At 62.4% G+C, this 23,872-nt stretch carries 18 protein-coding genes, 2 tRNA genes and 2 pseudogenes; 4 read left to right on the top strand and 18 right to left on the bottom strand.

Features of this window, described 5'->3' with window-relative positions:
• Window positions 1-130: 130 nt before the first annotated feature.
• The 7 genes from dnaB to rnr all read right to left on the bottom strand — a co-directional run bounded on the left by dnaB (window position 131) and on the right by rnr (window position 7,323).
• Window positions 131-1,528 carry a replicative DNA helicase gene (gene dnaB, locus ACK1VC_RS01340; protein ID WP_023046912.1) on the bottom strand — a complete coding sequence of 466 codons (1,398 nt, stop codon included), beginning with the start codon at window positions 1,526-1,528 and terminating at the stop codon, window positions 131-133.
• Between the two features lie 113 nt (window positions 1,529-1,641).
• Window positions 1,642-2,088 (bottom strand): 50S ribosomal protein L9, encoded by a 447-nt coding sequence (gene rplI / locus ACK1VC_RS01335; protein WP_012316464.1) that lies wholly within the window; start codon window positions 2,086-2,088, stop codon window positions 1,642-1,644.
• A gap of 20 nt (window positions 2,089-2,108) precedes the next feature.
• Window positions 2,109-2,972, bottom strand: coding sequence for a hypothetical protein (locus tag ACK1VC_RS01330; protein ID WP_016489435.1), 864 nt, complete (start codon window positions 2,970-2,972; stop codon window positions 2,109-2,111).
• A gap of 33 nt (window positions 2,973-3,005) precedes the next feature.
• A complete protein-coding gene (gene rpsR, locus ACK1VC_RS01325; protein ID WP_003249563.1) occupies window positions 3,006-3,236 on the bottom strand; it encodes a 30S ribosomal protein S18 in 231 nt (76 codons plus the stop codon).
• A gap of 28 nt (window positions 3,237-3,264) precedes the next feature.
• The gene (gene rpsF, locus ACK1VC_RS01320; RefSeq protein ID WP_003249557.1) at window positions 3,265-3,690 is read right to left on the bottom strand and encodes a 30S ribosomal protein S6; all 426 of its coding nucleotides are present in this window, start codon (window positions 3,688-3,690) and stop codon (window positions 3,265-3,267) included.
• A gap of 304 nt (window positions 3,691-3,994) precedes the next feature.
• A complete protein-coding gene (rlmB, locus tag ACK1VC_RS01315; RefSeq protein ID WP_016489436.1) occupies window positions 3,995-4,741 on the bottom strand; it encodes a 23S rRNA (guanosine(2251)-2'-O)-methyltransferase RlmB in 747 nt (248 codons plus the stop codon).
• Window positions 4,738-7,323 (bottom strand): ribonuclease R, encoded by a 2,586-nt coding sequence (gene rnr / locus ACK1VC_RS01310; RefSeq protein ID WP_070086515.1) that lies wholly within the window; start codon window positions 7,321-7,323, stop codon window positions 4,738-4,740. The genes rlmB and rnr overlap by 4 nt, the downstream gene beginning before the upstream one ends.
• 272 nt (window positions 7,324-7,595) lie before the next feature.
• Between rnr and ACK1VC_RS01305 the strand changes: the two genes are divergently transcribed.
• The 4 genes from ACK1VC_RS01305 (at window position 7,596) to ACK1VC_RS01290 (ending at window position 10,618) form a co-directional block, all read left to right on the top strand.
• Window positions 7,596-7,682, top strand: a tRNA-Leu gene (locus ACK1VC_RS01305).
• An 87-nt stretch (window positions 7,683-7,769) separates the two neighbouring features.
• A tRNA-Leu gene (locus tag ACK1VC_RS01300) sits at window positions 7,770-7,856 on the top strand.
• A gap of 183 nt (window positions 7,857-8,039) precedes the next feature.
• On the top strand, window positions 8,040-9,053 hold the full coding sequence (locus ACK1VC_RS01295) for an extracellular solute-binding protein (RefSeq protein ID WP_016489438.1): 1,014 nt from the start codon (window positions 8,040-8,042) through the stop codon (window positions 9,051-9,053).
• The gene (locus tag ACK1VC_RS01290) at window positions 9,053-10,618 is read left to right on the top strand and encodes an ABC transporter permease (protein ID WP_016489439.1); all 1,566 of its coding nucleotides are present in this window, start codon (window positions 9,053-9,055) and stop codon (window positions 10,616-10,618) included. Before ACK1VC_RS01295 ends, ACK1VC_RS01290 begins: the two co-directional genes overlap by 1 nt.
• Before the next feature lie 97 nt (window positions 10,619-10,715).
• On the opposite strand, the pseudogene ACK1VC_RS01285 reads toward ACK1VC_RS01290, so the two are convergent.
• The 11 genes and pseudogenes from ACK1VC_RS01285 to ACK1VC_RS01235 all read right to left on the bottom strand — a co-directional run.
• Window positions 10,716-11,231: pseudogene (locus tag ACK1VC_RS01285) on the bottom strand (methyl-accepting chemotaxis protein); the annotation flags it as partial.
• Window positions 11,232-11,573: 342 nt separating this feature from the next.
• Window positions 11,574-11,834: pseudogene (locus ACK1VC_RS01280) on the bottom strand (HAMP domain-containing protein); the annotation flags it as partial.
• 1,075 nt (window positions 11,835-12,909) lie between these two features.
• Window positions 12,910-14,202 (bottom strand): adenylosuccinate synthase, encoded by a 1,293-nt coding sequence (locus ACK1VC_RS01275; RefSeq protein WP_016489441.1) that lies wholly within the window; start codon window positions 14,200-14,202, stop codon window positions 12,910-12,912.
• 56 nt (window positions 14,203-14,258) lie between these two features.
• Complete coding sequence (locus tag ACK1VC_RS01270; RefSeq protein WP_016489442.1) at window positions 14,259-15,446, bottom strand: ATP phosphoribosyltransferase regulatory subunit; 1,188 nt, start codon at window positions 15,444-15,446, stop codon at window positions 14,259-14,261.
• 301 nt (window positions 15,447-15,747) lie between these two features.
• On the bottom strand, window positions 15,748-16,617 hold the full coding sequence (gene hflC, locus ACK1VC_RS01265) for a protease modulator HflC (RefSeq protein WP_012274454.1): 870 nt from the start codon (window positions 16,615-16,617) through the stop codon (window positions 15,748-15,750).
• Window positions 16,617-17,798 carry an FtsH protease activity modulator HflK gene (gene hflK / locus ACK1VC_RS01260; RefSeq protein WP_016489443.1) on the bottom strand — a complete coding sequence of 394 codons (1,182 nt, stop codon included), beginning with the start codon at window positions 17,796-17,798 and terminating at the stop codon, window positions 16,617-16,619. The genes hflC and hflK overlap by 1 nt, the downstream gene beginning before the upstream one ends.
• A gap of 96 nt (window positions 17,799-17,894) precedes the next feature.
• Complete coding sequence (hflX, locus tag ACK1VC_RS01255; protein WP_016489444.1) at window positions 17,895-19,196, bottom strand: ribosome rescue GTPase HflX; 1,302 nt, start codon at window positions 19,194-19,196, stop codon at window positions 17,895-17,897.
• Between the two features lie 12 nt (window positions 19,197-19,208).
• A complete protein-coding gene (gene hfq, locus ACK1VC_RS01250; protein ID WP_016489445.1) occupies window positions 19,209-19,469 on the bottom strand; it encodes an RNA chaperone Hfq in 261 nt (86 codons plus the stop codon).
• Window positions 19,470-19,563: 94 nt separating this feature from the next.
• On the bottom strand, window positions 19,564-20,535 hold the full coding sequence (miaA, locus tag ACK1VC_RS01245; protein WP_023048022.1) for a tRNA (adenosine(37)-N6)-dimethylallyltransferase MiaA: 972 nt from the start codon (window positions 20,533-20,535) through the stop codon (window positions 19,564-19,566).
• Window position 20,536: 1 nt separating this feature from the next.
• Window positions 20,537-22,435 carry a DNA mismatch repair endonuclease MutL gene (gene mutL, locus ACK1VC_RS01240; protein ID WP_060516842.1) on the bottom strand — a complete coding sequence of 633 codons (1,899 nt, stop codon included), beginning with the start codon at window positions 22,433-22,435 and terminating at the stop codon, window positions 20,537-20,539.
• Complete coding sequence (locus tag ACK1VC_RS01235) at window positions 22,432-23,862, bottom strand: N-acetylmuramoyl-L-alanine amidase (protein WP_016489448.1); 1,431 nt, start codon at window positions 23,860-23,862, stop codon at window positions 22,432-22,434. The genes mutL and ACK1VC_RS01235 overlap by 4 nt, the downstream gene beginning before the upstream one ends.
• Window positions 23,863-23,872 lie beyond the last annotated feature (10 nt).

Raw genomic sequence — 23,872 nt, 5'->3', positions numbered from 1 at the left:
CCGGCAAGCCAGACTCCCATGGGTACGGTGCAAAGCTTGAGATTTACGCAGTACCTGTGGGAGCCTGGCTTGCCGGCGATGGGCGGCGCAGCAGCACCAAAAGTCTTGAACCACTTATGACTTACTGGCGTTATTCGTCATCGTCGAAGTTGTACATGCCCGGCGCAAGGTTCTCGAAGCGGGTGTACTTGCCGATAAATGCCAGGCGTACGAAACCGATAGGGCCGTTACGCTGTTTACCGATGATGATTTCCGCAATCCCCTTGTGCTCGGTCTCGGGGTGATAAACCTCGTCCCGGTACACGAACATGATCACGTCGGCGTCCTGCTCGATTGCACCCGATTCACGCAAGTCGGAGTTCACCGGGCGTTTGTTGGGGCGCTGTTCCAGGGAGCGGTTCAGCTGCGACAGGGCGATGACCGGGCAGTTGAACTCCTTGGCCAGGGCCTTGAGCGAGCGGGAGATTTCGGAAATTTCGTTGGTGCGGTTGTCACCGGAAGAGCCCGGAATCTGCATCAGCTGCAGGTAGTCGACCATGATCATGCCGATTTCGCCATGCTCACGCGCCAGACGACGCGTGCGCGCACGCATTTCCGACGGGCTGATGCCGGCAGTATCGTCGATGAACAGCTTGCGGTCGTTGAGCAGGTTGACTGCGGAGGTAAGCCGTGGCCAGTCGTCGTCGTCCAGTTGGCCTGAACGCACCTTGGTCTGGTCGATACGGCCCAACGACGACAGCATACGCATGATCAGCGATTCACCTGGCATCTCGAGGGAGAACACCAGCACCGCCTTTTCGCTGCGCAGAACGGCGTTTTCCACCAGGTTCATGGCGAAGGTGGTTTTACCCATCGACGGACGACCGGCGACAATGATCAAATCGGCTGCCTGCAGGCCGCTGGTTTTCTCGTCCAGGTCGGTGTAGCCAGTAGAAATACCGGTGATATCACTGTCGGAGTTGAACAGCGTATCGATGCGGTCGATGGCCATGGTCAACAGCTCGTTGACGCCTACCGGGCCGCCGGTCTTTGGCCGTGCTTCGGCGATCTGGAAGATCTGCCGCTCGGCATCGTCGAGAATCTCTGCAGCGTTGCGCCCCTGCGGGTTGAACGCGTTGTCGGCGATGTCGGAACTGATGCTGATCAGCTGGCGCAGTGTGGCCCGTTCGCGAATGATCGCGGCGTAGGCCTTGATGTTGGCCACCGACGGGGTGTTCTTGGCCAGCTCGGCCAGGTAAGCCAGGCCGCCTACCTGCGAGGACAGGCCTTCCTTGTCCAACTGCTCGTGCAGGGTCACCACGTCAAATGGCTGGTTGGCATCGGCCAACTTGTGCACGGCGCGGAAGATCAGCCGGTGGTCATGCCGGTAGAAATCGCCGTCCGACACCTGGTCCAGCACCCGCTCCCAGGCCTCATTGTCCAGCATCAGGCCACCGAGCACGGCCTGTTCGGCCTCGATGGAATGCGGCGGCACCTTCAGGGCGGCGGTTTGCAGGTCAAGCTGTTCGGAGGTTGTGATCTCGTTCATGGCCACGAAAGAATTCTGGAGGATGAAAAAGACAAAGGGCACGGCCTGTATAAAACAGGACCGTGCCCGATGTTAACCGCCTGACTCGCAAGGAGCCAGCCAGTTAGCGCAGCTTAGGCAGCTACGACAACCACACGTACGGTGGCTTCAACGTCGCTGTGCAGGTGCACGGCTACGTCGTATTCGCCAACCTGACGGATGGTGCCGTTCGGCAGACGAACTTCAGCCTTGGCCACTTCAACGCCGGAGGCGGTCAGGGCGTCAGCGATATCGTGGGTGCCGATCGAACCGAACAGCTTGCCTTCGTCGCCAGCGGTGGCAGTGATGGTCACTTCCAGCTCGGCCAGTTGGGCAGCGCGGCTTTCAGCCGACGATTTACGGTCAGCAGCTGCTTTTTCCAGCTCGGCGCGACGCTCTTCGAACGCAGCCAGGTTGGCGGCGTTGGCAACGGTGGCCTTGCCGAATGGCAGCAGGAAGTTACGGCCGTAACCAGCCTTAACTTTTACTTTGTCGCCCAGGTTGCCCAGGTTAGCGACTTTTTCCAGCAGGATCAGTTCCATTTGGTAAAACCTCTTAACTTTTAACCTTCACCGTTCGCGGAGTCATTCCCCTTGGGGGACTTGCGACCGCGAAAATCAATCAGGCTGTCGACAATGGCCAAAACCACCAGCAACGGATAAATCAGCTGCATGATCAGCGGCAACGTCACGTACATGCCCACCAGCCAGAAACCGGCCAGTCGGCCCTGTGCCACCAGCCCATGCATCAAAGCGATGCCGGCCAGTACCAGTACCAGGCTCGAAGCCGATGCCAGGATGATGAACTGCGGCCCGATAAACGGAGCCACCACCATCACTGCCACCAAGACCGCCATGGTCTGTTTTGGCAGCTTCAGCGCGCGAAACTCGCGACCGAAGCCTCCAGGGTTGTACAACGCTGCCTGCCAGTAGCGCGCCAGCACCAAGGCCAGCACACTGAACAATTGCACCGTCACTGCTGTGGAGGCGACCAGCACAGGGCGGATCAGCTCACCGGAGAGTACCGGCTGCCCCTCGATTTTCGGCATGGCTTCGGCAAACGCCTTGGCCAGCACATCGAAGGTTTGGGCCAGCGCCAGATCGAGCACGAGGCTGAAAGCCACGGCGAACACGGCACTGACCAGCAACACCCGGCTCCAGGGATGCTCGGCACGCAACATGGCGGCCAGGGCCAAGGCACCCGCAATCACCAGAAAGGTGATGGGATCACCCATGACCCACACGGCCAGACCCGCCAGCAGGCCGCCGGCGATGACCGTTGTAGCATCCTTGAACCCACGCCGCAGCAGCACAAGGCTGCAGGCAGCGGCACTCAACCAGAACAGCAGCGGCAGTACCGCGCTGATGACCACCACGAGGGTGGCCTGCACACGACCGCGCATGATGAAACTTGCTAACGCTCGCATGCTAATCCCTTACTGCTTGTCGACGACCCGGTCTCAGCGGCCGTGGCTGTCGGTGTAGGGCAGCAGGGCCAGGAAGCGGGCGCGCTTGATAGCGGTAGCCAGCTGACGCTGATAACGAGCTTTGGTACCGGTGATGCGGCTTGGAACGATCTTGCCGGTTTCGGATACGTAAGCTTTCAGGGTGTTGAGATCTTTGAAGTCGATCTCTTTCACGTCTTCAGCAGTGAAGCGGCAGAATTTACGACGACGGAAGAAACGTGCCATTTAATAGGCTCCTCTAAAGGTCCGTGGATTACTCGTCAGCGTTATCGCTGGAGTCGCTGTCATTGCTGTCGTCGCCTTCGGCGGAGTCAGCATGCTCAGGACGCTCACGACGCTCACGGCGCTCGCTGCGGTTTTCTTCAGCCTTCAGCATCTCGGACTGGCCGGTAACGGCTTCGTCGCGACGGATGACCAGGTTACGGATAACGGCATCGTTGTAGCGGAAGTTGTCTTCCAGCTCGGCCAGGGCCTTGCCGGTGCACTCAACGTTCAGCATCACGTAGTGAGCCTTGTGAACATTGTTGATTGCGTAGGCCAGTTGACGACGGCCCCAGTCTTCCAGGCGGTGGATTTTGCCACCGTCTTCTTCGATCAGCTTGGTGTAACGCTCAACCATGCCGCCGACTTGCTCGCTCTGGTCCGGGTGAACCAGGAAGATGATTTCGTAATGACGCATGAATGCTCCTTACGGGTTAGTAGTCTGCCAGCGAATCTGGTCAGACAAGGAGTGAATGACACTGTATGTCTTGCACGGAGGGGAGGCACATGTGCGCCTGCCAGCTCGGCAAGGGGCGCAATTGTAGAGAAGGCGTGGCGCACAAGCAAGGTAATTGGCGAATATTTGAACAGCCTGAAACATATTCACAGGCTACCGGCCCTTTCGCGGGTAAACCCGCTCCCACAGGGCCCCCACTGCTTGTAAGCCAGTGAAAATCCTGTGGGAGCGGGCGCGCCCGCGAATGGCCCGCAACAGGGGAAGATCAGCGCTTGGCCTGACGCTGACGCACAGCCTCGAACAGGCAAACCCCGGTGGCCACCGAAACGTTCAGGCTGCTGACGCTACCGCCCATCGGCAACTTCACCAGGAAGTCGCAATGCTCGCGGGTCAGCCGGCGCATGCCTTTGCCTTCTGCGCCCATGATCATCACCAGAGGCCCGGTCAGATCTTGCTGGTAGATCTCCTGCTCAGCCTCGCCGGCGGTACCCACCACCCACAAGCCACGCTGCTGCAGCTTTTCCAGCGTGCGCGCGAGGTTGGTCACGGCCACCAGCGGAATCACCTCTGCCGCGCCGCAGGCCACCTTGCGCACAACAGGCGTAAGGGTTGCAGACTTGTCCTTGGGCACGAGCACCGCCGTGGCACCGGCCGCATCGGCGGTGCGCAGGCACGCGCCAAGGTTGTGCGGGTCGGTGACACCGTCCAGCACCAGGATCAGCGGTGGCGTTTCGGTGCGCTCAAGCAACTCCTCGAGCATCAATTCGCCCCACACCTGGCTTGGGCTCACCTCGGCGACAACACCCTGGTGAACGCCTTCGACCCAGGCATCCATCTCACGGCGCTCGGCCTGGCCAACCTGCACACGGTTTTCTGCAGCCAGCGCCAGCAGGGTCTGCAGGCGTGGCTCGCTGCGCCCTTCCGACAGCCAGATCTGCTTGACCCGCTTCGGATGGTGCTGCAGCAACGCCTGCACGGCGTGCACGCCGTAGATCTTTTCCAGCTGACTCATGACTTGCTCTTGCTCTTGCGTGGCGCACCGGACTTCGGCGGGCCTTTACGGTGCTTGGTCGGCTTGCCGGCGGGCTTGCCGCCTTTGTCCGACTTGCTGCTGGACGAGCTGCCGGTGCGGGCATCGCTCATCAGCGCCTTTTTCATTTCACGGCTTTTGCGCACTTCGGCGTTACGCTGCACGGCGTCTTTCGGGAAATACGCCTCGGAGGTTTCGCTCTTGCGGCTGCGCGGCTTCGGCGTGGCCCTGGCCTCGACCGGTGCTGGCTCGGGCTTGTCGGCTTTGTCGGCAGCCGACGCGGCGCCGCGCTGCTTGCGGCCGATTGGCGCAGCCAGCGTCTTGTCAGCCACTTCGAAGTCGATCTTGCGCTCGTCCAGGTCAACACGCATGACCTTGACTTCAATCGAGTCGCCCAGGCGGAAGCTGCGTCCGGTGCGCTCACCGGACAGGCGGTGATGGACCGGATCGAAGTGGTAGTAGTCGCCCGGCAGCGCACTGACGTGCACCAGGCCTTCCACATAGATGTCGGTCAGTTCGACGAACAGGCCGAAACCGGTCACCGCAGTAATCACACCGGGGAAGGTTTCGCCCACGCGATCCTTCATGTACTCGCACTTGAGCCAGTTGACCACGTCACGGGTGGCTTCATCAGCCCGGCGCTCGGTCATCGAGCACTGCTCGCCAAGCTGCTCGAGGGTGTTCTCGTCGTATGGGTAGATGCGCGCCTTTGGAATGCTCATGGCGCCGGCACGCTTGACGTGCGGGGTATCGACCTTGGAACGGATGATGCTGCGGATGGCGCGGTGCACCAGCAGGTCAGGGTAACGGCGGATCGGCGAGGTGAAGTGGGTGTACGCCTCGTAATTCAGCCCGAAGTGGCCGTTGTTCTCGGTGCTGTACACCGCCTGGCTCAGCGAGCGCAGCATGACTGTCTGGATCAGGTGGAAATCCGGGCGCCCGGCGATGCTCGCCAGCAGGGCCTGGTAATCCTTTGGCGACGGGTCCTTGCCCTTGTGCAGGCTCAGGCCCAGCTCGCCAAGGAAGGCACGCAGTTTTTCCAGGCGCTCCGGCGGCGGGCCGTCGTGCACGCGGTACAGTGCAGGCACGCCGTGCTTTTGCAGGAACTCGGCGGTGGCCACGTTGGCCGCCAGCATGCATTCCTCGATCAGCTTGTGGGCTTCGTTACGCACGGTCGGGCGAATTTCCGCAATTTTGCGCTCATCGCCGAAGATAATGCGGGTTTCCTGGGTTTCGAAGTCGATCGCACCCCGGGTGTGACGGGCATCCAACAGCACCTTGTACAGGTTGTACAGGTTCTTCAGGTCAGGCACGACCGCCTTGTACTCCTCGCGCAGCGCCTTGCCCTCACGGGTGCGGGCGTGCTCGAGCATGCTGCTGACCTTGTTGTAGGTCAGGCGGGCGTGGGAGTGGATGACACCTTCGTAGAACTGGTAGTCGACCATCTGGCCGGCTTTGTTCATGGTCATTTCACAGACCATGGCCAAGCGGTCGACGTGCGGGTTCAGCGAGCACAGGCCGTTGGACAGCTCTTCGGGGAGCATCGGCACCACACGCTCGGGGAAGTACACCGAGTTGCCGCGCTGCTGGGCCTCGACGTCCAGGGCCGAGCCCAGGCGCACGTAGCTGGACACGTCGGCGATGGCCACATACAGGCGCCAGCCACCGGAGAACAGGCGCAGTTTGCCCAGCGGCTCGCAATAGACAGCGTCATCGAAGTCGCGGGCGTCCTCACCGTCGATGGTGACGAATGGCAAATGACGCAGGTCGACACGCTTCTCTTTGTCTTTCTCTTCGACTTCAGAGCGGAACTTGCGCGCTTCCTTGACCACATCATCGGGCCAGACATGCGGGATGTCGTAGCTACGCAAGGCAACGTCGATTTCCATGCCCGGCGCCATGTAGTTGCCGATGACTTCTACCACATCGCCTTGCGGCTGGAAGCGCGGCGTTGGCCAGTGGGTGATCTTGATCTCGACGAACTGGCCGATCTTGGCACCACCGTTACGCCCGGCGGTCACCAGCACTTCTTGCTGGATCTTCGGGTTGTCCGGGGTTACGTAGCCGATGCCGCCTTCTTCAAAGTAACGGCCGACCACGCTTTCGTGGGCACGGGAGATGACCTCGACGATCACGCCTTCACGGCGCCCACGGCGGTCGGTACCCGACACGCGCGCCAGTGCGCGGTCTCCATCGAAGGCCAGGCGCATTTGCGACGGGCTGAGGAACAGGTCATCGCTGCCATCATCGGGGATGAGGAAACCAAACCCATCGCGGTGGCCGGAGATACGGCCGCAGATCAGGTCGAGCTTATCCACCGGGGCATAAGTGCCGCGCCGGGTATAGATAAGCTGGCCGTCGCGCTCCATGGCACGCAGACGGCGACGGAGGGCTTCGATCTGGTCTTCTTCATACAGACCAAACTCTTTCGCCAGTTCCTCGCGCGCAGCGGGCTCGCCACGGTCGGCAAGGCGTTGCAGGATCAGCTCACGGCTGGGAATGGGGTTGTCATATTTTTCCGCTTCGCGAGCGGCCTCGGGATCGAGGGATTGCCAATCGGCCATCAGAAGGGGTTCACCTTGGGGTATATAGATATGAATTCTGGCATAGGCCTATTGAAACCGGAAATGTCTGCCTTGGACAGCCCCCACTGCTGTGCATCCAGAGCAGTAATAGGCCTGTGGAATCAACAAGTTGAATTTTTTGAAATTTTTTTTGATTGGGGGGTTTACAGCCTTGGGGAGCGTCCGTATAGTGCGCACCACAACGACGGACAACCCCGACGTTGTAGTAGAGATGAACGGCGCTGTAAAGCATCTTTTAATCTCGAATGTGTGCCCAGGTGGCGGAATTGGTAGACGCGCTGGTTTCAGGTATCAGTGACCGCAAGGTCGTGGAAGTTCGAGTCTTCTCCTGGGCACCAAATATTTTCAAGTAACAGATGACCAAGGATCTGTTACTACTGTGTGAAGCGAACGATAGTCGCCTTCTACAGATGATGCAAAGCTTTGCCCAGGTGGCGGAATTGGTAGACGCGCTGGTTTCAGGTATCAGTGACCGCAAGGTCGTGGAAGTTCGAGTCTTCTCCTGGGCACCATACAAAAACCCACTAGCTTGCTAGTGGGTTTTTTCTTGCCTGCGTTTTTTGCCCCACCCTCCCCGCGCACTCCCGGTCCTGCACCATGGTCTGCCCATGAATTTCTCGTCACCCGGCCACTTGAGAAACAATTTCGTTTACCATTGTTTCCAAATATGTAGCCGTAAGCGAGGAAGTACCCGCATGACGATCCGCCCGCAACTGCTGATGCGTACTCTGGCCGCCGCCGTGCTGAGCCTGGTCATCGGCGCTCCGGCCGCCATGGCAGACGCACCGGTCACCCTGACCATGTACAACGGTCAGCATAAGGAAATCGGCGAAGCCATCGCCAAGGCCTACGAGGCCAAGACCGGCATTCACATCAATATCCGCAAAGGCAGCAGCAACCAGCTGGCCAGCCAGATAATCGAGGAAGGCGACCGCTCGCCAGCCGACATCATCTATACCGAAGAGTCGCCGCCGCTGAACAACCTGGGCGAGCTGGGCTTGCTGGCGAAGATCGACGACGCCACCGCAAACATGGTGCCCAAGGAATACGTTGGCGCCAACGGTACGTGGATGGGCATCACGGCCCGTACGCGCATCGTGGTGTACAACCCGAAGAAGGTCGACGAAAAAGACCTGCCTACCACAGTGATGGACTTTGCCAACCCTGAGTGGGAAGGCCGCGTCGGCTATGTGCCTACCAGTGGTGCGTTCCAGGAGCAGGCTGTGGCCATCCTGAAAATGCACGGTCGTGAAGCTACCGAGGAATGGCTGACCGGCCTTAAAGCCTTCGGCAAGACCTACACCAACAACATGGTCGCCCTCAAAGCCGTGGAAAAAGGCGAAGTGGCTGCGGTACTGGTAAACAACTACTACTGGTACGCGCTTGAACGCGAACGCGGCAAACTGGACACCAAACTCTACTACCTGGCCGACGGTGACGCCGGCAACCTGGTCACCATCTCCGGCGCAGCCGTGGTGAAGGCCAGCAAGCACCCGAAAGAGACCCAGGCCCTGCTCAACTGGATGGCCAGCGAAGAAGGCCAGCGCGTCATCACCCAGACCACCGCCGAGTACCCGCTGCACAAGGGCATGGTTTCTGACCGCGGCCTGAAACCGTTCGACGAGCTGCGCCCGCCGAAGATCTCGCCGGCCGACCTGGGTAACGCCGAGGAAGCCATCGAGCTTGAGCGCGAGGTCGGCCTGCTCTGATGACTGCCGCCCTGTCTGCACCGGCGCCGGTGCGCTTTGTACCGCGCCGCAAGCGCCCCTCCATCTGGGTCGTGCTGCCTGTGCTGTTCCTGGTCGCGATGAGCCTGCTGCCCCTGGCTTATGTCGCCATCAAAGCCTGGGAAGCCGGCTGGCGCGAAGCCTTGCACCTGCTGTGGCGCCCCTTTGTCTGGGGGCTGATGCGCAACACCCTGTTGCTGATGGTCGGGGTGACACTGACCTGCATGGTGGTCGGCCTGGCGCTGGCCTGGCTGCTGGAGCGCAGCAACCTGGCAGGTCGTCGACTGTGGGGCGTGGTGTTGTGCCTGCCGTTCGCCGTGCCGTCGTTCGTCAGCAGCTTCACCTGGGTGTCGCTGAGTTCGGACTTCGAAGGCCTCGGCGGGGCGATCATGGTCATGGCCCTGTCCAAGTACCCGCTGGTGTTTCTGCCGGTGGCCGCAACTCTGCGTAACCTCGATACCTCGCTGGAAGAGTCGGCGCGCACCCTGGGTTGCAGCCGCTGGGGCGTGTTCAGCAAGGTCACCCTGCCACTGCTGTGGCCGTCGATGCTCGGTGGCGCGCTGCTGATTGCCCTGCACATGCTGGTGGAGTTCGGCGCGCTGTCGATCCTCGGCCTGCAGACGTTCACCACCGCCATCTACCAACAGTTCGAACTGGAGTTCAGCAATGCCAACGCGGCCATGCTGTCTGCCGTGCTGCTGGCGATGTGCCTGGTGATGCTGTGGCTGGAACTGCGCGTACGCGGCAAAGCCCGCCATGTACGCATCGGCCAGGGCGTAGCGCGGCGGGCGCAACCGGTGCGGCTGCGCGGCTGGGCGGTGCTGGCGCAGCTGTTCTGCGTGGGCCTGGCGGTGCTGGGCAGCGGTATTCCACTGGCCATGCTCGGCTACTGGCTCAGCGTGGGTTCGTCGGCAGCGTTCCCGGTGGCGGCTATCTCCAAGGCTCTGTTTACTTCGCTGTCGGTGTCGCTTGGCGGTGCTGGCTTCTGCGTGTTGTTGGCCCTGCCGATCAGCTTCCTGGTGGTGCGCTACAAGGGTCGCCTGGCGATCTGGGCCGAGCGCCTGCCTTACCTGCTGCACGCCCTGCCCGGCCTGGTGATTGCCCTGACCCTGGTGTTCTTCGCCCTGCACTACGTGCCGGCGCTGTACCAGACCACGGCACTGCTGCTGCTGGCCTATGCGCTGCTGTTTTTGCCACTGGCGCAGTCGCCAGTGCGCACCGCGCTGAACAAGGCCTCGCCAACGCTTGAGGAAGCTGCACGCACCCTGGGTGCGAGCAGCTTTACTGCGTTCTGCCGGGTGACCCTGCCGATCATCTTCCCGGCCATGGCGGCGGCTTTCGCGCTGGTATTCCTGGATGCCATGAAGGAGCTGACGGCCACGCTGCTGCTCAGCCCCACGGGCATGACCACATTGGCCACCGAGGTGTGGGCGCATACGGCCAACGTCGAGTTCGCGGCAGCGGCGCCTTATGCGGCACTGCTGATCGTGGTTTCGGGGCTGCCGGTGTATTTGCTGACTACGCGGATGTACCTGAACAAGGCTTGAATGGTCCACCTCGATTGCTGTGCCGTTGCGTATATCGAGCGCCGCCCGCGCGGCGCTCGATCTCACAGGCGCCGAAAACCTCACGACCGCCTCCATCTCAAGCTCTAAACTGCCCCAGGCTTGCCCGTAGCTGCGCGGCCAGGTCATCCAGCACCTTGCTGCTGGCTGTTGTCTGCATCACCACTTCGGCCGAGCGCTCAGCCTGGGCATGGATAGTCTCCACCCGCCCCCGCACGGCCTGCGCCCCGCTCGCCTGCTGCTCAGCTGCGCGGGTGGCCAGGCCAATGGCCGCATGCACCTGCTCCACCGCCGCCTGCACCGACTGCTGCCGGCGCTCGTTATCACGCAGTACCAGCAGCCCTTCGCTGGCCTTGAGCCCGGCCTGGCTGATGGTCGCCACGGCTTCCTTGGCGCCCTTCTGCAGCGCCGCGATGTGCGACTGGATATCCCCTGTGGAGCTCTGCGTCTTGCTCGCCAGCGCCCGCACCTCATCGGCCACCACGGCAAACCCGCGCCCGGTCTCACCTGCCCGGGCGGCCTCGATGGCCGCGTTCAGCGCCAGCAGGTTGGTCTGCTCGGCAATGCCGTGGATCACCGTCAGCACCACTTCGATCTGCTCGCTTTGCTTGGCCAGGCGCTCGATCACCTGGGAGCCGGTCTCTACCTGGCCTGCCAGGTTCTCGATCAATCCCGCGAGCTGGGTCGAGGTGCGGCTGTTTTCGTCGGTGGCCTGGCGGATATCCACCACCTGTTTCAAGGCCGCCTGCATCGCATGGCTTTCGGCCTGGGCTTCATCGGCCATGCTCGAAAGGTCGCGCAGGCTGGCTGCCACTTCATCGCGTTGCAATGCGGCGGCAGCATCCGCGCCGGCGTTGCGCTGGGCCATCGCGCCAATCTCGACACCGGTACGCTGGGCCACCTCGCCCGCCTCACGCACGATCGGTTGCAGCTTGTCGACAAAGCGGTTCACCGCCGAAGCCATGTCGCCAATTTCGTCGCGGCTGTCGAGCGGCACGCGCTTGGTCAGGTCGCCTTCGCCCGCCGCCAGGTCGTCCAGGGCAGCAATCAACAGGCGCAGCTTGCTCAGCACTCGGCGGCCAAGCACCACGGCCACCACCAGCAGCACGCCGAGACCAACGAGCACCAAACCCAGGCCAATGCGCCAGCGCAGCTCGGCGGCGGCATCACGCACGGTCTGCGCGGTATTGGCCTGCATTGCTGCAGCACTGCCTTGCGCCTTTTCCAGGCGCTCGCGCAGGGTCTTGCCGCTGTCGGCGGCAGCGCCCACCAGGCTGTCTGCAACCAGTTGCTCACCGCTGGCAATCAGCGCCGTGAAACGCTGATCCAGGGCCTTGAGCTCCTGGTCGATACCGGCCGTAGAAACACCCATCACCACCTTGCCGATTTCCGCCCCATTAGGGTTGATCGAGGCTTCGACAAAGTACACCGCCGGGTCGCGCCGGGCGGCATCGATCACCTTGTCCAGCGCACGCTCGCCCTGGCCCTTGTCCATCAACGCCTGGTTGATCGGGTTTTGCCGGTTCAGGTAGCGGGTCAGGTGCTGGCCTTGGGCATCGTCGTACACCACGAACAGCACGTTGGGGTTACGCTGGGCACGCCGGGCAAAGTCAGAGAGCACTGGCACGTCGTTGTCCCAGATCGCCCGCGGGGCCACCGAAGCCAGCAGCTCGGCCATGTCGTTGGCAGAGTCCTTCAGGTTCTTTTCCAGGGTGCTGCGCAGTTGCTGCTGTTCGCTTTGCAGGCGCTCCGACAACCCGGCGCTCAGGCGCTGGCGGGTGCTGCTGGACAGGCTGTCCAGGCCCGAGCGCACGTCTTGCCCGGCTTGCTCCAGGTCGTTGGCCAGCTGGCGGCTGTCGTTGCCCAGGCGTTCGCCAAGGTCGGCTTCCAGGGCGGTGACCGTGCTTCGGGTGAGCGCAACGGCAACCAGCACCTGCACCAAAAGAGCGATACCAAGGGCAACAAACACAGGCCGCAAAAGGCGGCTTCGTAACAGTGAGAGGATGGCAGACACGGTGTAACCCTCGTGTTTACTGGCGCCACTATTTTGATGGCATCTACAGAAACTTCTTACAGCAAGGGTTGTGCCGAAGGCAGCAGGGATAAACGCCAAGTTTCAGGAAGAGGGTTGCCTGTACCGGCCTATCCCGAGATCTGTGGAGATGCTGTGGGAGCTGGCTTGCCGGCGATAGGGCCAGTGCAGGCATACCCCACAAATGAAAACGCCGCGGCCCCTTTCAGGGCCACGGCGTCAGATCAGCCTGGAGGGCAGATCAGGCGAACGGGTGACGCAGCACGATGGTCTCGTTGCGGTCCGGGCCGGTCGAAATGATGTCGATCGGCGCGCCAACCAGCTCTTCGATGCGCTTGATGTAGTCACGCGCAGCTTGCGGCAGCTCTTCCAGGGTTTTTGCACCCAGGGTCGACTCGCTCCAGCCTGGCATCTCTTCGTACACCGGCTCCAGGCCGATGTAGCTGTCGGCATCGGAAGGCGCGTCGATGACAGCACCGTTCTCGTTCTTGTAGCCAACGCAGATGTTGATGGTTTCCAGGCCGTCCAGCACGTCCAGCTTGGTCAGGCAGATGCCCGAGATGCTGTTGACGTCGATGGCGCGACGCAGGATCACAGCGTCGAACCAACCGCAACGGCGAGCGCGGCCGGTGGTGGAACCGAACTCGTGGCCACGCTTGGCCAGGGTAGCGCCGGTCTCGTCGAACAGTTCGGTCGGGAACGGACCGGAGCCTACGCGAGTGGTGTACGCCTTGGTGATACCCAGGATGTAGTCCAGGTACATCGGGCCAACGCCGGAACCGGTGGAAATACCGCCAGCGGTGGTGTTGGAGCTGGTGACGTACGGGTAGGTACCGTGGTCGATGTCCAGCAGCGAGCCTTGGGCACCTTCGAACATGATGTCCTTGCCGGCGCGACGCAGGTTGTGCAGCTCGGCGGTGACGTCGAGCATCATCGGCTTGAGCTGTTCAGCGTAGGCCATGCACTCGTCCAGGGTTTGCTGGAAATCGATGGCCGGCTCTTTGTAGTAGTTCACCAGCTGGAAGTTGTGGTAGTCCAGCAACTCACCCAGCTTGGCAGCGAAACGCTCGCGGTGGAACAGGTCACCCACGCGCAGGCCGCGGCGCGCGACCTTGTCTTCGTAGGCTGGGCCGATACCACGGCCGGTGGTGCCGATCTTGGCTTCGCCACGGGCTTTTTCGCGGGCCTGGTCCAGGGCCACGTGGTACGACAGGATCAGCGGCGCAGCCGGGGAGATGCGCAGGCGCTCGCGCACCGGTACGCCTTTTTCTTCCAGCTTGGTGATTTCGCGCATCAGGGCGTCCGGGGCAACGACCACGCCGTTGCCGATCAGGCACTGTACGCCTTCACGCAGGATGCCGGACGGAATCAGGTGCAGAACGGTCTTTTCACCGTTGATCACCAAGGTGTGACCCGCGTTGTGGCCCCCCTGGTAGCGCACTACGGCGGCAGCATGTTCGGTCAGCAGATCGACGATCTTGCCTTTGCCCTCATCACCCCACTGGGTGCCCAGGACGACGACATTCTTACCCATTACATTGGTCCTCATTCACGCAAACTTGGTTGCCGGCCTGTTGCCGACGCAGAAACTCACTGGGCCAGCGGCAGAACCTGCCAGCGCCCGTCTTGCTGAATCAATTGCCGATCACAATCCGCCTCGAGAGCAGCACTCAACGGCTGGCCAGGCAGGGCCTGGACCACACGCTGGCCCTCGTTGCGCAACTGGCAGACTTGCTGCCAGAGGGCCGCGTCGCCACTGTCCGGCATCCAGATGCCGCCAGTTGGCAATACGACCTCCGCTCGCCCCAGTGTGACCAGGGTCTTCAAATCCGTGGAAAAACCGGTGGCCGGGCGGGCCCGGCCAAAGTCGGCGCCGATGTCGTCGTAGCGCCCGCCCTGGGCGATCGATTGACCCTCGCCCGGCACGAACACGGCAAACACCACGCCGGTGTGATAGTTGTAGCCGCGCAGCTCGCCGAGGTCGAAGTACAACGGCAGGTCCGGATAGCGCGACGTCAGGCGATCGGCGATCGCCAGCAGGTCGTCCAGCGCCGCCAGCACGCTGGCCGGGGCACGGCCCAGGCGCACGCGGGCTTCGGCCAGCACTTCACGGCCACCGCACAGCTCGACCAATGCACGCAGCATGTTGCCCAGGTCCTTCGGCAGGTCGGCGGTCAATGCCTGCACTTCATCGACGGCCTTGCGCTGCAGGGCGTCGAACAGCTGCTGCTCGACCGCACCGGACAAGCCGGCAGCACGGGCCAGGCCGCGGTAGATACCGACGTGGCCCAGGTCCATGTGTACGTCCGGCACATCGGCCAGTTGCAGCGTGGCCAGCATCAGGCTGATGACTTCCACGTCGCTGGTCGGGCTGGCATCGCCATACAGCTCGGCGCCTAGCTGGATCGGGCTGCGCGAGGTGGACAGTGCACGCGGCTGGGCGTGCAGCACGCTGCCGGCGTAGCACAGGCGGCTCGGGCCTTCACGGCGCAGGGTGTGCGCGTCGATGCGCGCCACCTGCGGGGTGAAGTCGGCGCGGAAGCCCATCAGGCGACCGGACTGCGGGTCCACTACCTTGAAGGTGCGCTGATCCAGGTCCTGGCCGGCGCCGGTGAGCAGCGACTCCAGGTACTCGATATGCGGGGTGACGACCAGCTCGTAGCCCCAACTCTGGAACAGGTCCAACACCTGGCGGCGCGCGATCTCGATGCGCGCGGCTTCAGGTGGCAGTACTTCCTCGATGCCATCTGGCAGCAGCCAGCGGTCTACCGTTGCCATTACGCCTTTTCCCCTCTGGTCCGGGCGGCTTGCCAGCTGGCGAGCCGTCAGTAAAGCCGGTATCGCGCACAGCAGCGGGCAGCACTGATCCCAGCGCAGCCACCGTACCCGATACCCTCGAATTGCCTTGCGAGCTGACCAAACCGTCAACTGGCGCTGTGCCAATCAACCTTTCAGACGCAAAAAAGCCGGGAAATTTCCCGGCTGCCTCATCATACACCCCTTTTCATTCAGGATGCACCCCGCCTGGTGTTTTAGCTGCCAGGCGGGGCGCCGCTGCATGAAAATCAGGGCCTGAGCATCACGGCTTGCTCTTGTCCAGGTAACGGAAGAACTCGTTCTTCGGGTCCAGGACCAGCACGTCGCTCTTGCTCGAGAAGCTCTCGCGGTATGCCTGCAGGCTACGGTGGAACGCATAGAAATCAGCGTCCTGGCTGTAGGCCTTGGCATAGATGGCAGCCGCCTGGGCGTCGCCGTCACCACGGGTTTCTTCTGCTTCGCGATAGGCCTCGGCCAGCAGCACACGGCGCTGGCGGTCGGCATCGGCACGAATACCTTCAGCCAGCTCGTTACCCTTGGCACGGTGCTCGCGAGCTTCACGCTCACGCTCGGTGCTCATACGGTCGAACACGCTGCGGTTGACTTCCTTCGGCAGGTCGATGGCCTTGACGCGCACGTCGACCACCTCGATGCCCAGCTCTTTGTTGGCCATGCGGTTCAGCGATGCAGTGATGTCGGCCATCAGTGCGTCACGCTCACCGGAAACCACCTCGTGCAGGGTACGTTTACCGAACTGGTCGCGCAGGCCGCTTTCCAGACGACGCGACAGACGCTCGTCGGCGATCTGCTTCATGCCGGACGTGGCGGTGTAGAAGCGCTCGGCATCCTTGACGCGCCACTTGGCGTAGGCGTCGACCATCACCGCTTTTTTCTCCAGGGTCAGGAACCGCTGGGTCGGGGCGTCGAGGGTCATGAGGCGGGCGTCGAACTTGCGCACCTGGTTCACGTACGGAATCTTCACGTGCAGGCCGGGCTGAACATCTGCCTGGACCACCTTACCGAAGCGCAGCAGTACCGCACGTTCTGTCTGGGACACGATGTAGAAGCTGTTCCAGGCCACAATGGCCAGAACGACGGCGGCGATCAGGGCGATCAGCGATCTATTGCTCATCAGCGGCTCTCCCTAGTACGCAGCGGCTGCTGTTGCTGTTGCAGGTCCTGCGCCGCACGGGCGGCCGCATCGTTGGCCGATGGCGACACGCTGGTGGTTGGCGTGGACGGGTTGCGGCTGCCTTCGACCATCTTGTCCAGTGGCAGGTAAAGCAGGTTGTTCTGCCCGTCCTTGGTCGCCACCATGACCTTGCTCGAATTGCTGTAGACCTCTTGCATGGTCTCCAGGTACAGACGCTGACGGGTCACGTCAGGTGCCTTGTGGTACTCGGTAACCAGCTTGGTGAAGCGGTCGGCCTCACCCTTGGCCCGGGCGATGACTTCGTCGCGGTAACCGTTGGCGTCCTCGATGATGCGCTGGGCCTGACCACGGGCTTCCGGCACCACGCCATTGGCGTAGGACTCGGCCTGGTTGCGGGCACGCTGCTCGTCTTCGCGGGCACGGATCACGTCGTCGAAGGCTTCCTGCACTTCACGCGGGGCTGCCGCGCTCTGTACGTTGACCTGGGTAACGGTGATACCGGTACGGTAGTTGTCGAGGAAGCGCTGCAGACGTTCGCGGATATCCACGGCCATCTGTTCACGGCCTTCGGTGAGCACCTGGTCCATCGAGGTGGAACCCACCACGTGGCGCAGGGCACTGTCGGTCGCGTGCTGCAGGCTCACCTCAGGCTGGTCGACGTTAAGCACGAAGTCCTGCAGGTTGCTGATCTTGTACTGGACGGTCAGCGGTACCTCGACGATGTTCTCGTCTTCGGTCAGCATCTGGCCCTGCTTGGTATAGGCACGCTCACGCGTGACGTTTTCCATGTACTTGCGATCAATCGGCGGGAAGTAGATGTTCAGGCCGGGACCGACCGTCTCGTGGTACTTGCCGAAGCGCAGCACCACGGCCTGCTCCTGCTCGTCGACCACGTACACGGCACTGTACAGCCAGATGGCAGCCAGCACCGCCAGGCCTATGCCCAGCAGGCCCAGGCCACCGCCCTTGCCGACATTGCGGTCACCGCCGCCACGTTTCTTGTTACCGCCGAACATGCCATTCAGGCTGTCCTGCAGTTTGCGGAAGGCCTCGTCCAGATCCGGCGGACCTTTCTTGTCACCACCACCGCCACCGCCACCACGGCGGCCGCCCCAGGGATCCTGATTGTTCGAGTTGCCACCCGGCTCGTTCCAAGCCATAGCGCTCTCCATCTGATAAAGCAAAGACGCGCCCACGGCGCGCCGTCCAATGCTACAGAATGCCTGTCACTGCTGCCCGGCGACCTCGACGAGCATTTATTGCAAAGTGTGTTGCTCGACAAACACTTGCGGCTCCATGCCTTCGCGGCTGACCAGGCGATTCAATTCGACCCTGGGCAGTCGCACGCTCAGCAGGCTGCGCCCTTCTTCATCATGCTCTTCACTCTGCACGGCACCCAGAGCAAAGAATTGCGCGCGCAAGCGGGCAAAACGCTGCTCCAGGCACAGGGTACCGACAAACAGATCATCCCCCAGCAACTCGGCAATCGCCTGGCCAACCAGCTCCAGACCACGCCCATCACGTGCCGATACCCAGACCCGTTCCGGCTTGCCGTCGGCATTGCGCTGGATCTGTGGCTCGACATCTTCGAGCAGGTCGAGTTTGTTATACACCTCAAGGATCGGCAAGCCTTCAGCGCCAATCTCACCCAACACGGCCAGCACCTGCTCGATCTGCTCCATGCGCTCTGGCTCATGGGCGTCGATCACGTGCAGCAGCAGGTCGGAGTTGCTCGACTCTTCGAGCGTAGCCCGAAAAGCCTCGACCAGCTTGTGCGGCAGGTGGCGAATGAAGCCCACGGTGTCGGCAAGGACGATCGGCCCCAGGTCGTCGAGCTCGAGCCGGCGCAGGGTCGGGTCGAGGGTGGCGAACAGCTGGTCCGCGGCGTACACCTCGGATTCGGTCAGGGCGTTGAACAGCGTGGACTTGCCGGCGTTGGTGTAACCCACCAGCGATACTGAAGGGATATCCGCGCGCTTGCGCCCGCGACGCGCCTGCTCACGCTGGCTGCGTACCTTCTCCAGGCGTGACTTGATCTGGCGAATGCGCACCCGCAACAGGCGGCGGTCGGTTTCCAGCTGGGTTTCACCCGGGCCACGCAGGCCAATACCACCTTTTTGTCGCTCAAGGTGGGTCCAGCCACGCACCAGCCGCGTGCTCATGTGATCAAGCTGGGCCAGTTCGACCTGCAGCTTGCCTTCATGGGTACGCGCCCGTTGGGCGAAAATATCGAGGATCAGCCCGGTACGATCGAGCACACGGCACTCGAACACACGTTCAAGGTTGCGCTCCTGACTGGGCGTAAGGGTGTGATTGAAAATCACCAGGTCTACCTGTTCGGCATGGACCAGGTCGTGCAATTCCTCGACCTTGCCGCTGCCAATCAGGTATTTGGCCGTGGGCTGATGCCTTGTCACTGTCACCAGCGAGACGATGTCCGCCCCGGCCGACAATGCCAGCTCCCGAAACTCCTGCGGATCTTCGCGCGCCTCAGGGTTCTGACCTTCCAAGTGAACGAGCAACGCCCGCTCACCACCACCGTGGCGCTCAAAGAACAATGCAGGCTCCTATCAGGCGTTGCCTGGCTCGCTGTCGCCGAGGTCGGAATCGGACGGGCTTGGCAGGCGAACCGGACGGGCAGGCACTACAGTCGAAATGGCGTGTTTGTAGACCATTTGGCTGACGGTGTTCTTCAGCAGTACCACGAACTGGTCGAACGATTCGATCGAGCCCTGCAATTTGATGCCGTTGACCAGGTAGATGGATACCGGAACCTTTTCTTTTCTCAAGGTGTTCAAGTAAGGGTCTTGTAGCGAATGCCCTTTTGACATATGCCGCACTCCTGTAAGGATAAATAATAGAAAATCAAGAAAATCGATAAATTAGGCCGCCCCTTCGCAAGAATAGACGGCAATCAGCAGGGACTCAGCTCAATATGGAGATGGCCCCAAGGTATTTCAAGGTGCGGGACAGATTGTCGCAGGCCATGCTGTCAAGCCAGTGCACATCAGGCCAGCCACGCAACCAGGTGAACTGCCGCTTGGCCAGCTGCCGGGTAGCAATGATACCGCGTTCTCGCATCTCATTCTCAGTCAGCGTGCCGTCCAGGTAATCCCAGACCTGCCGATACCCCACAGCCCGTATAGACGGCAGCCCGGCGTGCAAGTCACTTCTGGCTCGCAGCGATCGGACCTCGTCAACGAAGCCCTGTTCCAACATCTGCGAAAATCGTAACGCAATTCGCTGATGCAAAATGTGACGATCTGTAGGAGCAATCGCCAAACTCGCGACAGTATAGGGCAAATGTCCGCCAGCGCCTGCGTCTGCGGCGCGACTTTCCGCGAATTGACGCTGGCGATGGGCTGTCATGCTCTCACCGCTCACCCGATACACTTCCAGCGCGCGGATTAGCCGCTGCGGGTCGTTGGGGTGGATGCGCGCCGCCGATTCCGGGTCGACCTCGGCCAATTGGCGGTGCAGTTCGGCCAGCCCCAGCGCCTCGGCTTGGGCTTCCAGGTCGGCCCGCACCGCAGCGTCAGCTGCCGGCATGTCGGCCAGGCCGTCGATCAACGCCTTGTAATAGAGCATGGTGCCGCCTACCAGCAGCGGGATCTTGCCACGCGCGGTGATGTCGGCCATGGCCTCCAGGGCATCGGCGCGAAATTGCGCGGCCGAATAGCTCTCGGCCGGGTCGCGGATGTCGATCAGCCGGTGCGGGTGGGCAGCCAGGATTTCTTTGGACGGCTTGGCCGAACCGATGTCCATGCCGCGATAGACCAGCGCCGAGTCGACGCTGATCAGCTCGCACGGCAGCACTTTGGTCAGTTCGATAGCCAGGTCGGTCTTGCCGGCCGCCGTCGGGCCCATCAGGAATATTGCAGGGGGCTTGCCGCTCATTTCATCGACCGCGCAGGAAGAGTTTGTCCAGATCGTCCAGGCCCATCTGGGTCCAGGTGGGACGGCCATGATTGCACTGGCCACTGCGCTCGGTATTTTCCATGTCGCGCAGCAGGGCATTCATTTCAGGAATGGCCAGGCGCCGATTGGCGCGCACGGCGCCGTGGCAGGCCATGGTGCCAAGCAATTCATTGAGGTGCGCCTGAATACGGTCGCTGGTGCCGTACTCCATCAGGTCGGCGAGCACATCCTGAACCAGGCGGTTGGCCTCGGCCTGCTTGAGCAAGGCCGGAATCTGGCGTATCGCCAACGTCTCGGGGCCCAGGCGCTGCAGCTCGAAGCCCAGGCGCTGGAACCACTGCGCATGCTCTTCGGCGCAATCAGCTTCACGCTGGCTCAGGGCCAGGGTTTCGGGCACCAGCAGCGGCTGGCCGCTAAGGCCTTCGCTGGCCATGGCCACCTTGAGGCGCTCGTACATGATGCGCTCGTGAGCAGCGTGCATGTCCACCAGCACCAGGCCAACCGCGTTCTCGGCCAGGATATAGATGCCCTTGAGCTGCGCCAGTGCGTAGCCCAGCGGGGGAATATCACCCTGGCTTTCGGGCAACGTCGTGACCGGTGCCGCACCGCCTTCCAGCGGTTTGTAGAACTCGCGATACACCGCCTGTGCCTCGGCGGCCGGCAGCGGCTGCGAAGGGCGTGGGGTGTATTGATACTGGTAACCGGCGCCACTGCCGCCGTTGGAGATCGCATGCTGCGGCGCCTGAGGCCGTTCAAGCACTGGCGAAGCCAGGCGCATTTCGCCCTGTGGGCCGAACTCACCGGCCTGCTGACCGGTGGGGCGGATCAGCTCAGGTACGGCGGCAGGCGCGGCCAACTGGTCTTCCGGACGCACATCGGCCAATGCGCGGTGCAGGGTGCCATACAGGAAGTCGTGCACCGAGCGCCCCTCGCGGAAGCGCACTTCGTGCTTGGTCGGGTGCACATTGACGTCGACGCCGTTGGGTTCCAGCTCCAGGAACAGCACGAATGTGGGGTGCCGACCATTGAACAGCACGTCACGGTAGGCCTGGCGCACAGCGTGGGCAACCAGCTTGTCGCGCACCGCACGGCCATTGACGAAGAAGTACTGCAGGTCTGCCTGGCTGCGCGAGAAGGTCGGCAGGCCAACCCAGCCCCACAGGCGCAGGCCGTTGCGCTCGACGTCGATCGGCAGCGCCTGCTCCATGAAACCGGGGCCGCAAATGGCGCCTACCCGCCGCGCCCGGGCCGTTTCGTCATGGGCCTCGTGCAGGCTGAGGATGCTCTTGCCGTTGTGGCGCAGATGAAAGCCGACGTCGAAACGCGCCAGCGCCAGCCGGCGGATCACTTCCTGCAGGTGATCGAACTCGGTTTTCTCGGCCTTCAGGAATTTGCGCCGCGCCGGGGTATTGAAGAACAGATCGCGAACTTCTACCGAGGTACCCACCGGGTGCGCCGCCGGCTGCACGCGCGGGGTCATGTCACGGCCTTCGGTTTCGACCTGCCAGGCCTCGCTGGCATTGGCGGTACGCGAAGTCAGGGTCAGGCGTGCCACCGAACTGATCGACGCCAGGGCCTCACCACGGAAACCCAGGCTCAATACCCCTTCAAGGTCTTCCAGCTCGCGAATCTTGCTGGTGGCGTGACGGGCCAGGGCCAGCGGCAGGTCGTCAGCAGAAATACCACTGCCATCGTCCCGCACCTTGAGCAACTTGACGCCGCCCTGCTCCACGTCCACGTCGATACGTCGGGCACCGGAGTCCAGGCTGTTTTCCAACAGCTCCTTGGCAACCGAGGCCGGCCGCTCGACTACCTCGCCGGCGGCGATCTGGTTGGCCAGCCGCGGGCTGAGCAGCTGGATGCGCGAACCGCCACTCATTGCGCGGCCAATGTGGTAGCAGGGATGTCGAGGCGCTGGCCGACCTTCAGCTCATCCGTCTTGAGGCTGTTGGTGTTGCGCAGGCTGGCCACGCTGACCTGGTAACGCACGGCGAGCATCGCCAGGGTCTCGCCAGGGCGCACTGTGTGCTCACGTGGGCCGGCGGCAAGCTTGCCGGTATCACGCAGCCAGGCAATATAGGTACCCGGCGGTGGGTTCTGCTGGAAGTACTGGCGCACACCGGTATGGATCGAACGGGCCAAGGCCTGCTGATGGCTGGCGGTGGCCAGCTTGGCGGCTTCGTTGTTGTTCGAGATGAATCCGGTTTCAACGAGGATCGACGGAATATCTGGCGACTTCAGCACCATGAAGCCGGCCTGTTCCACACGCTGCTTGTGCAGCGAGGTGACACGGCCCATGTTGCCCAGCACCTTCTGCCCCACATTGAGGCTGGAGCTGAGCGTGGCAGTCATCGACAGGTCCAGCAGCACGCCGGCCAGCATCCGGTCCTTGTCATCGAGGCTGACGTTGCCAGCACCGCCGATCAGGTCAGAACGGTTTTCCGTGTCGGCCAGCCAGCGCGCGGTCTCGGAGGTGGCGCCGCGGTCAGACAGGGCGAACACCGAGGCACCAAATGCAGCACGCGACGGCGCGGCGTCGGCGTGAATCGAGATGAACAGGTCGGCCCCCTTCTTGCGGGCGATTTCCGTGCGTTTGCGCAGCGGAATGAAGTAATCGCCCGTACGGGTCAGCTCGGCACGAAAGCCTCTTTCGCTGTTGATCTGGCGCTGGAGCTCTTTGGCAATCTGCAGCACGATGTCTTTTTCATGCTGGCCACGCGAACCGGACGCACCCGGGTCTTCGCCACCGTGGCCGGCGTCGATGGCAACCACGATTTCACGCTTGCCGCTAGGCACCGGCGGCAACTTGATGGCGGGCTGGGCCGGGGATACCGGCACCGCTGGCGTGGTCGCCGGCGTCTGCACCGGCACGGGCGCCGGAGGTGGCGCGCTGGCCGCAATGGCGTCGGCTTCCTGATCGTACAGGTCGACCACCAGGCGATTGCCGTATTGGGCATTCGGCGCCAGCGTAAAGCTTTTCGGGGTGACCGACTTTTTCAGGTCTACCACCACCCGTAGATCGGTGGGGGTGCGCTGGGCTGAACGCACGCTACTGATCGGCGTGTTGGAGGTGGCCACGTTCAATGGCGCGGCCAGCGTGGCGCCATTGATGTCGATAACCAGACGATCAGGCGCGCTCAAGGTGAAGACGCTGTGCTGCACGGGGCCAGACAGGTCGAAGACCAGCCGCGTGTTGTCTGGCGCGCGCCACAGGCGCACGCTCTTGACTTGAGTGACGGCCAGAGCGTCAACGGTCACCGTTGTCAGCAGCAGCCCAACGATGGCAACCAGTGCGCGTATGCGCATACCTACCCCA

This window comes from Pseudomonas sp. XP2, from assembly GCF_053557975.1.
This window is presented reverse-complemented; position numbering and strand designations above follow the sequence as displayed.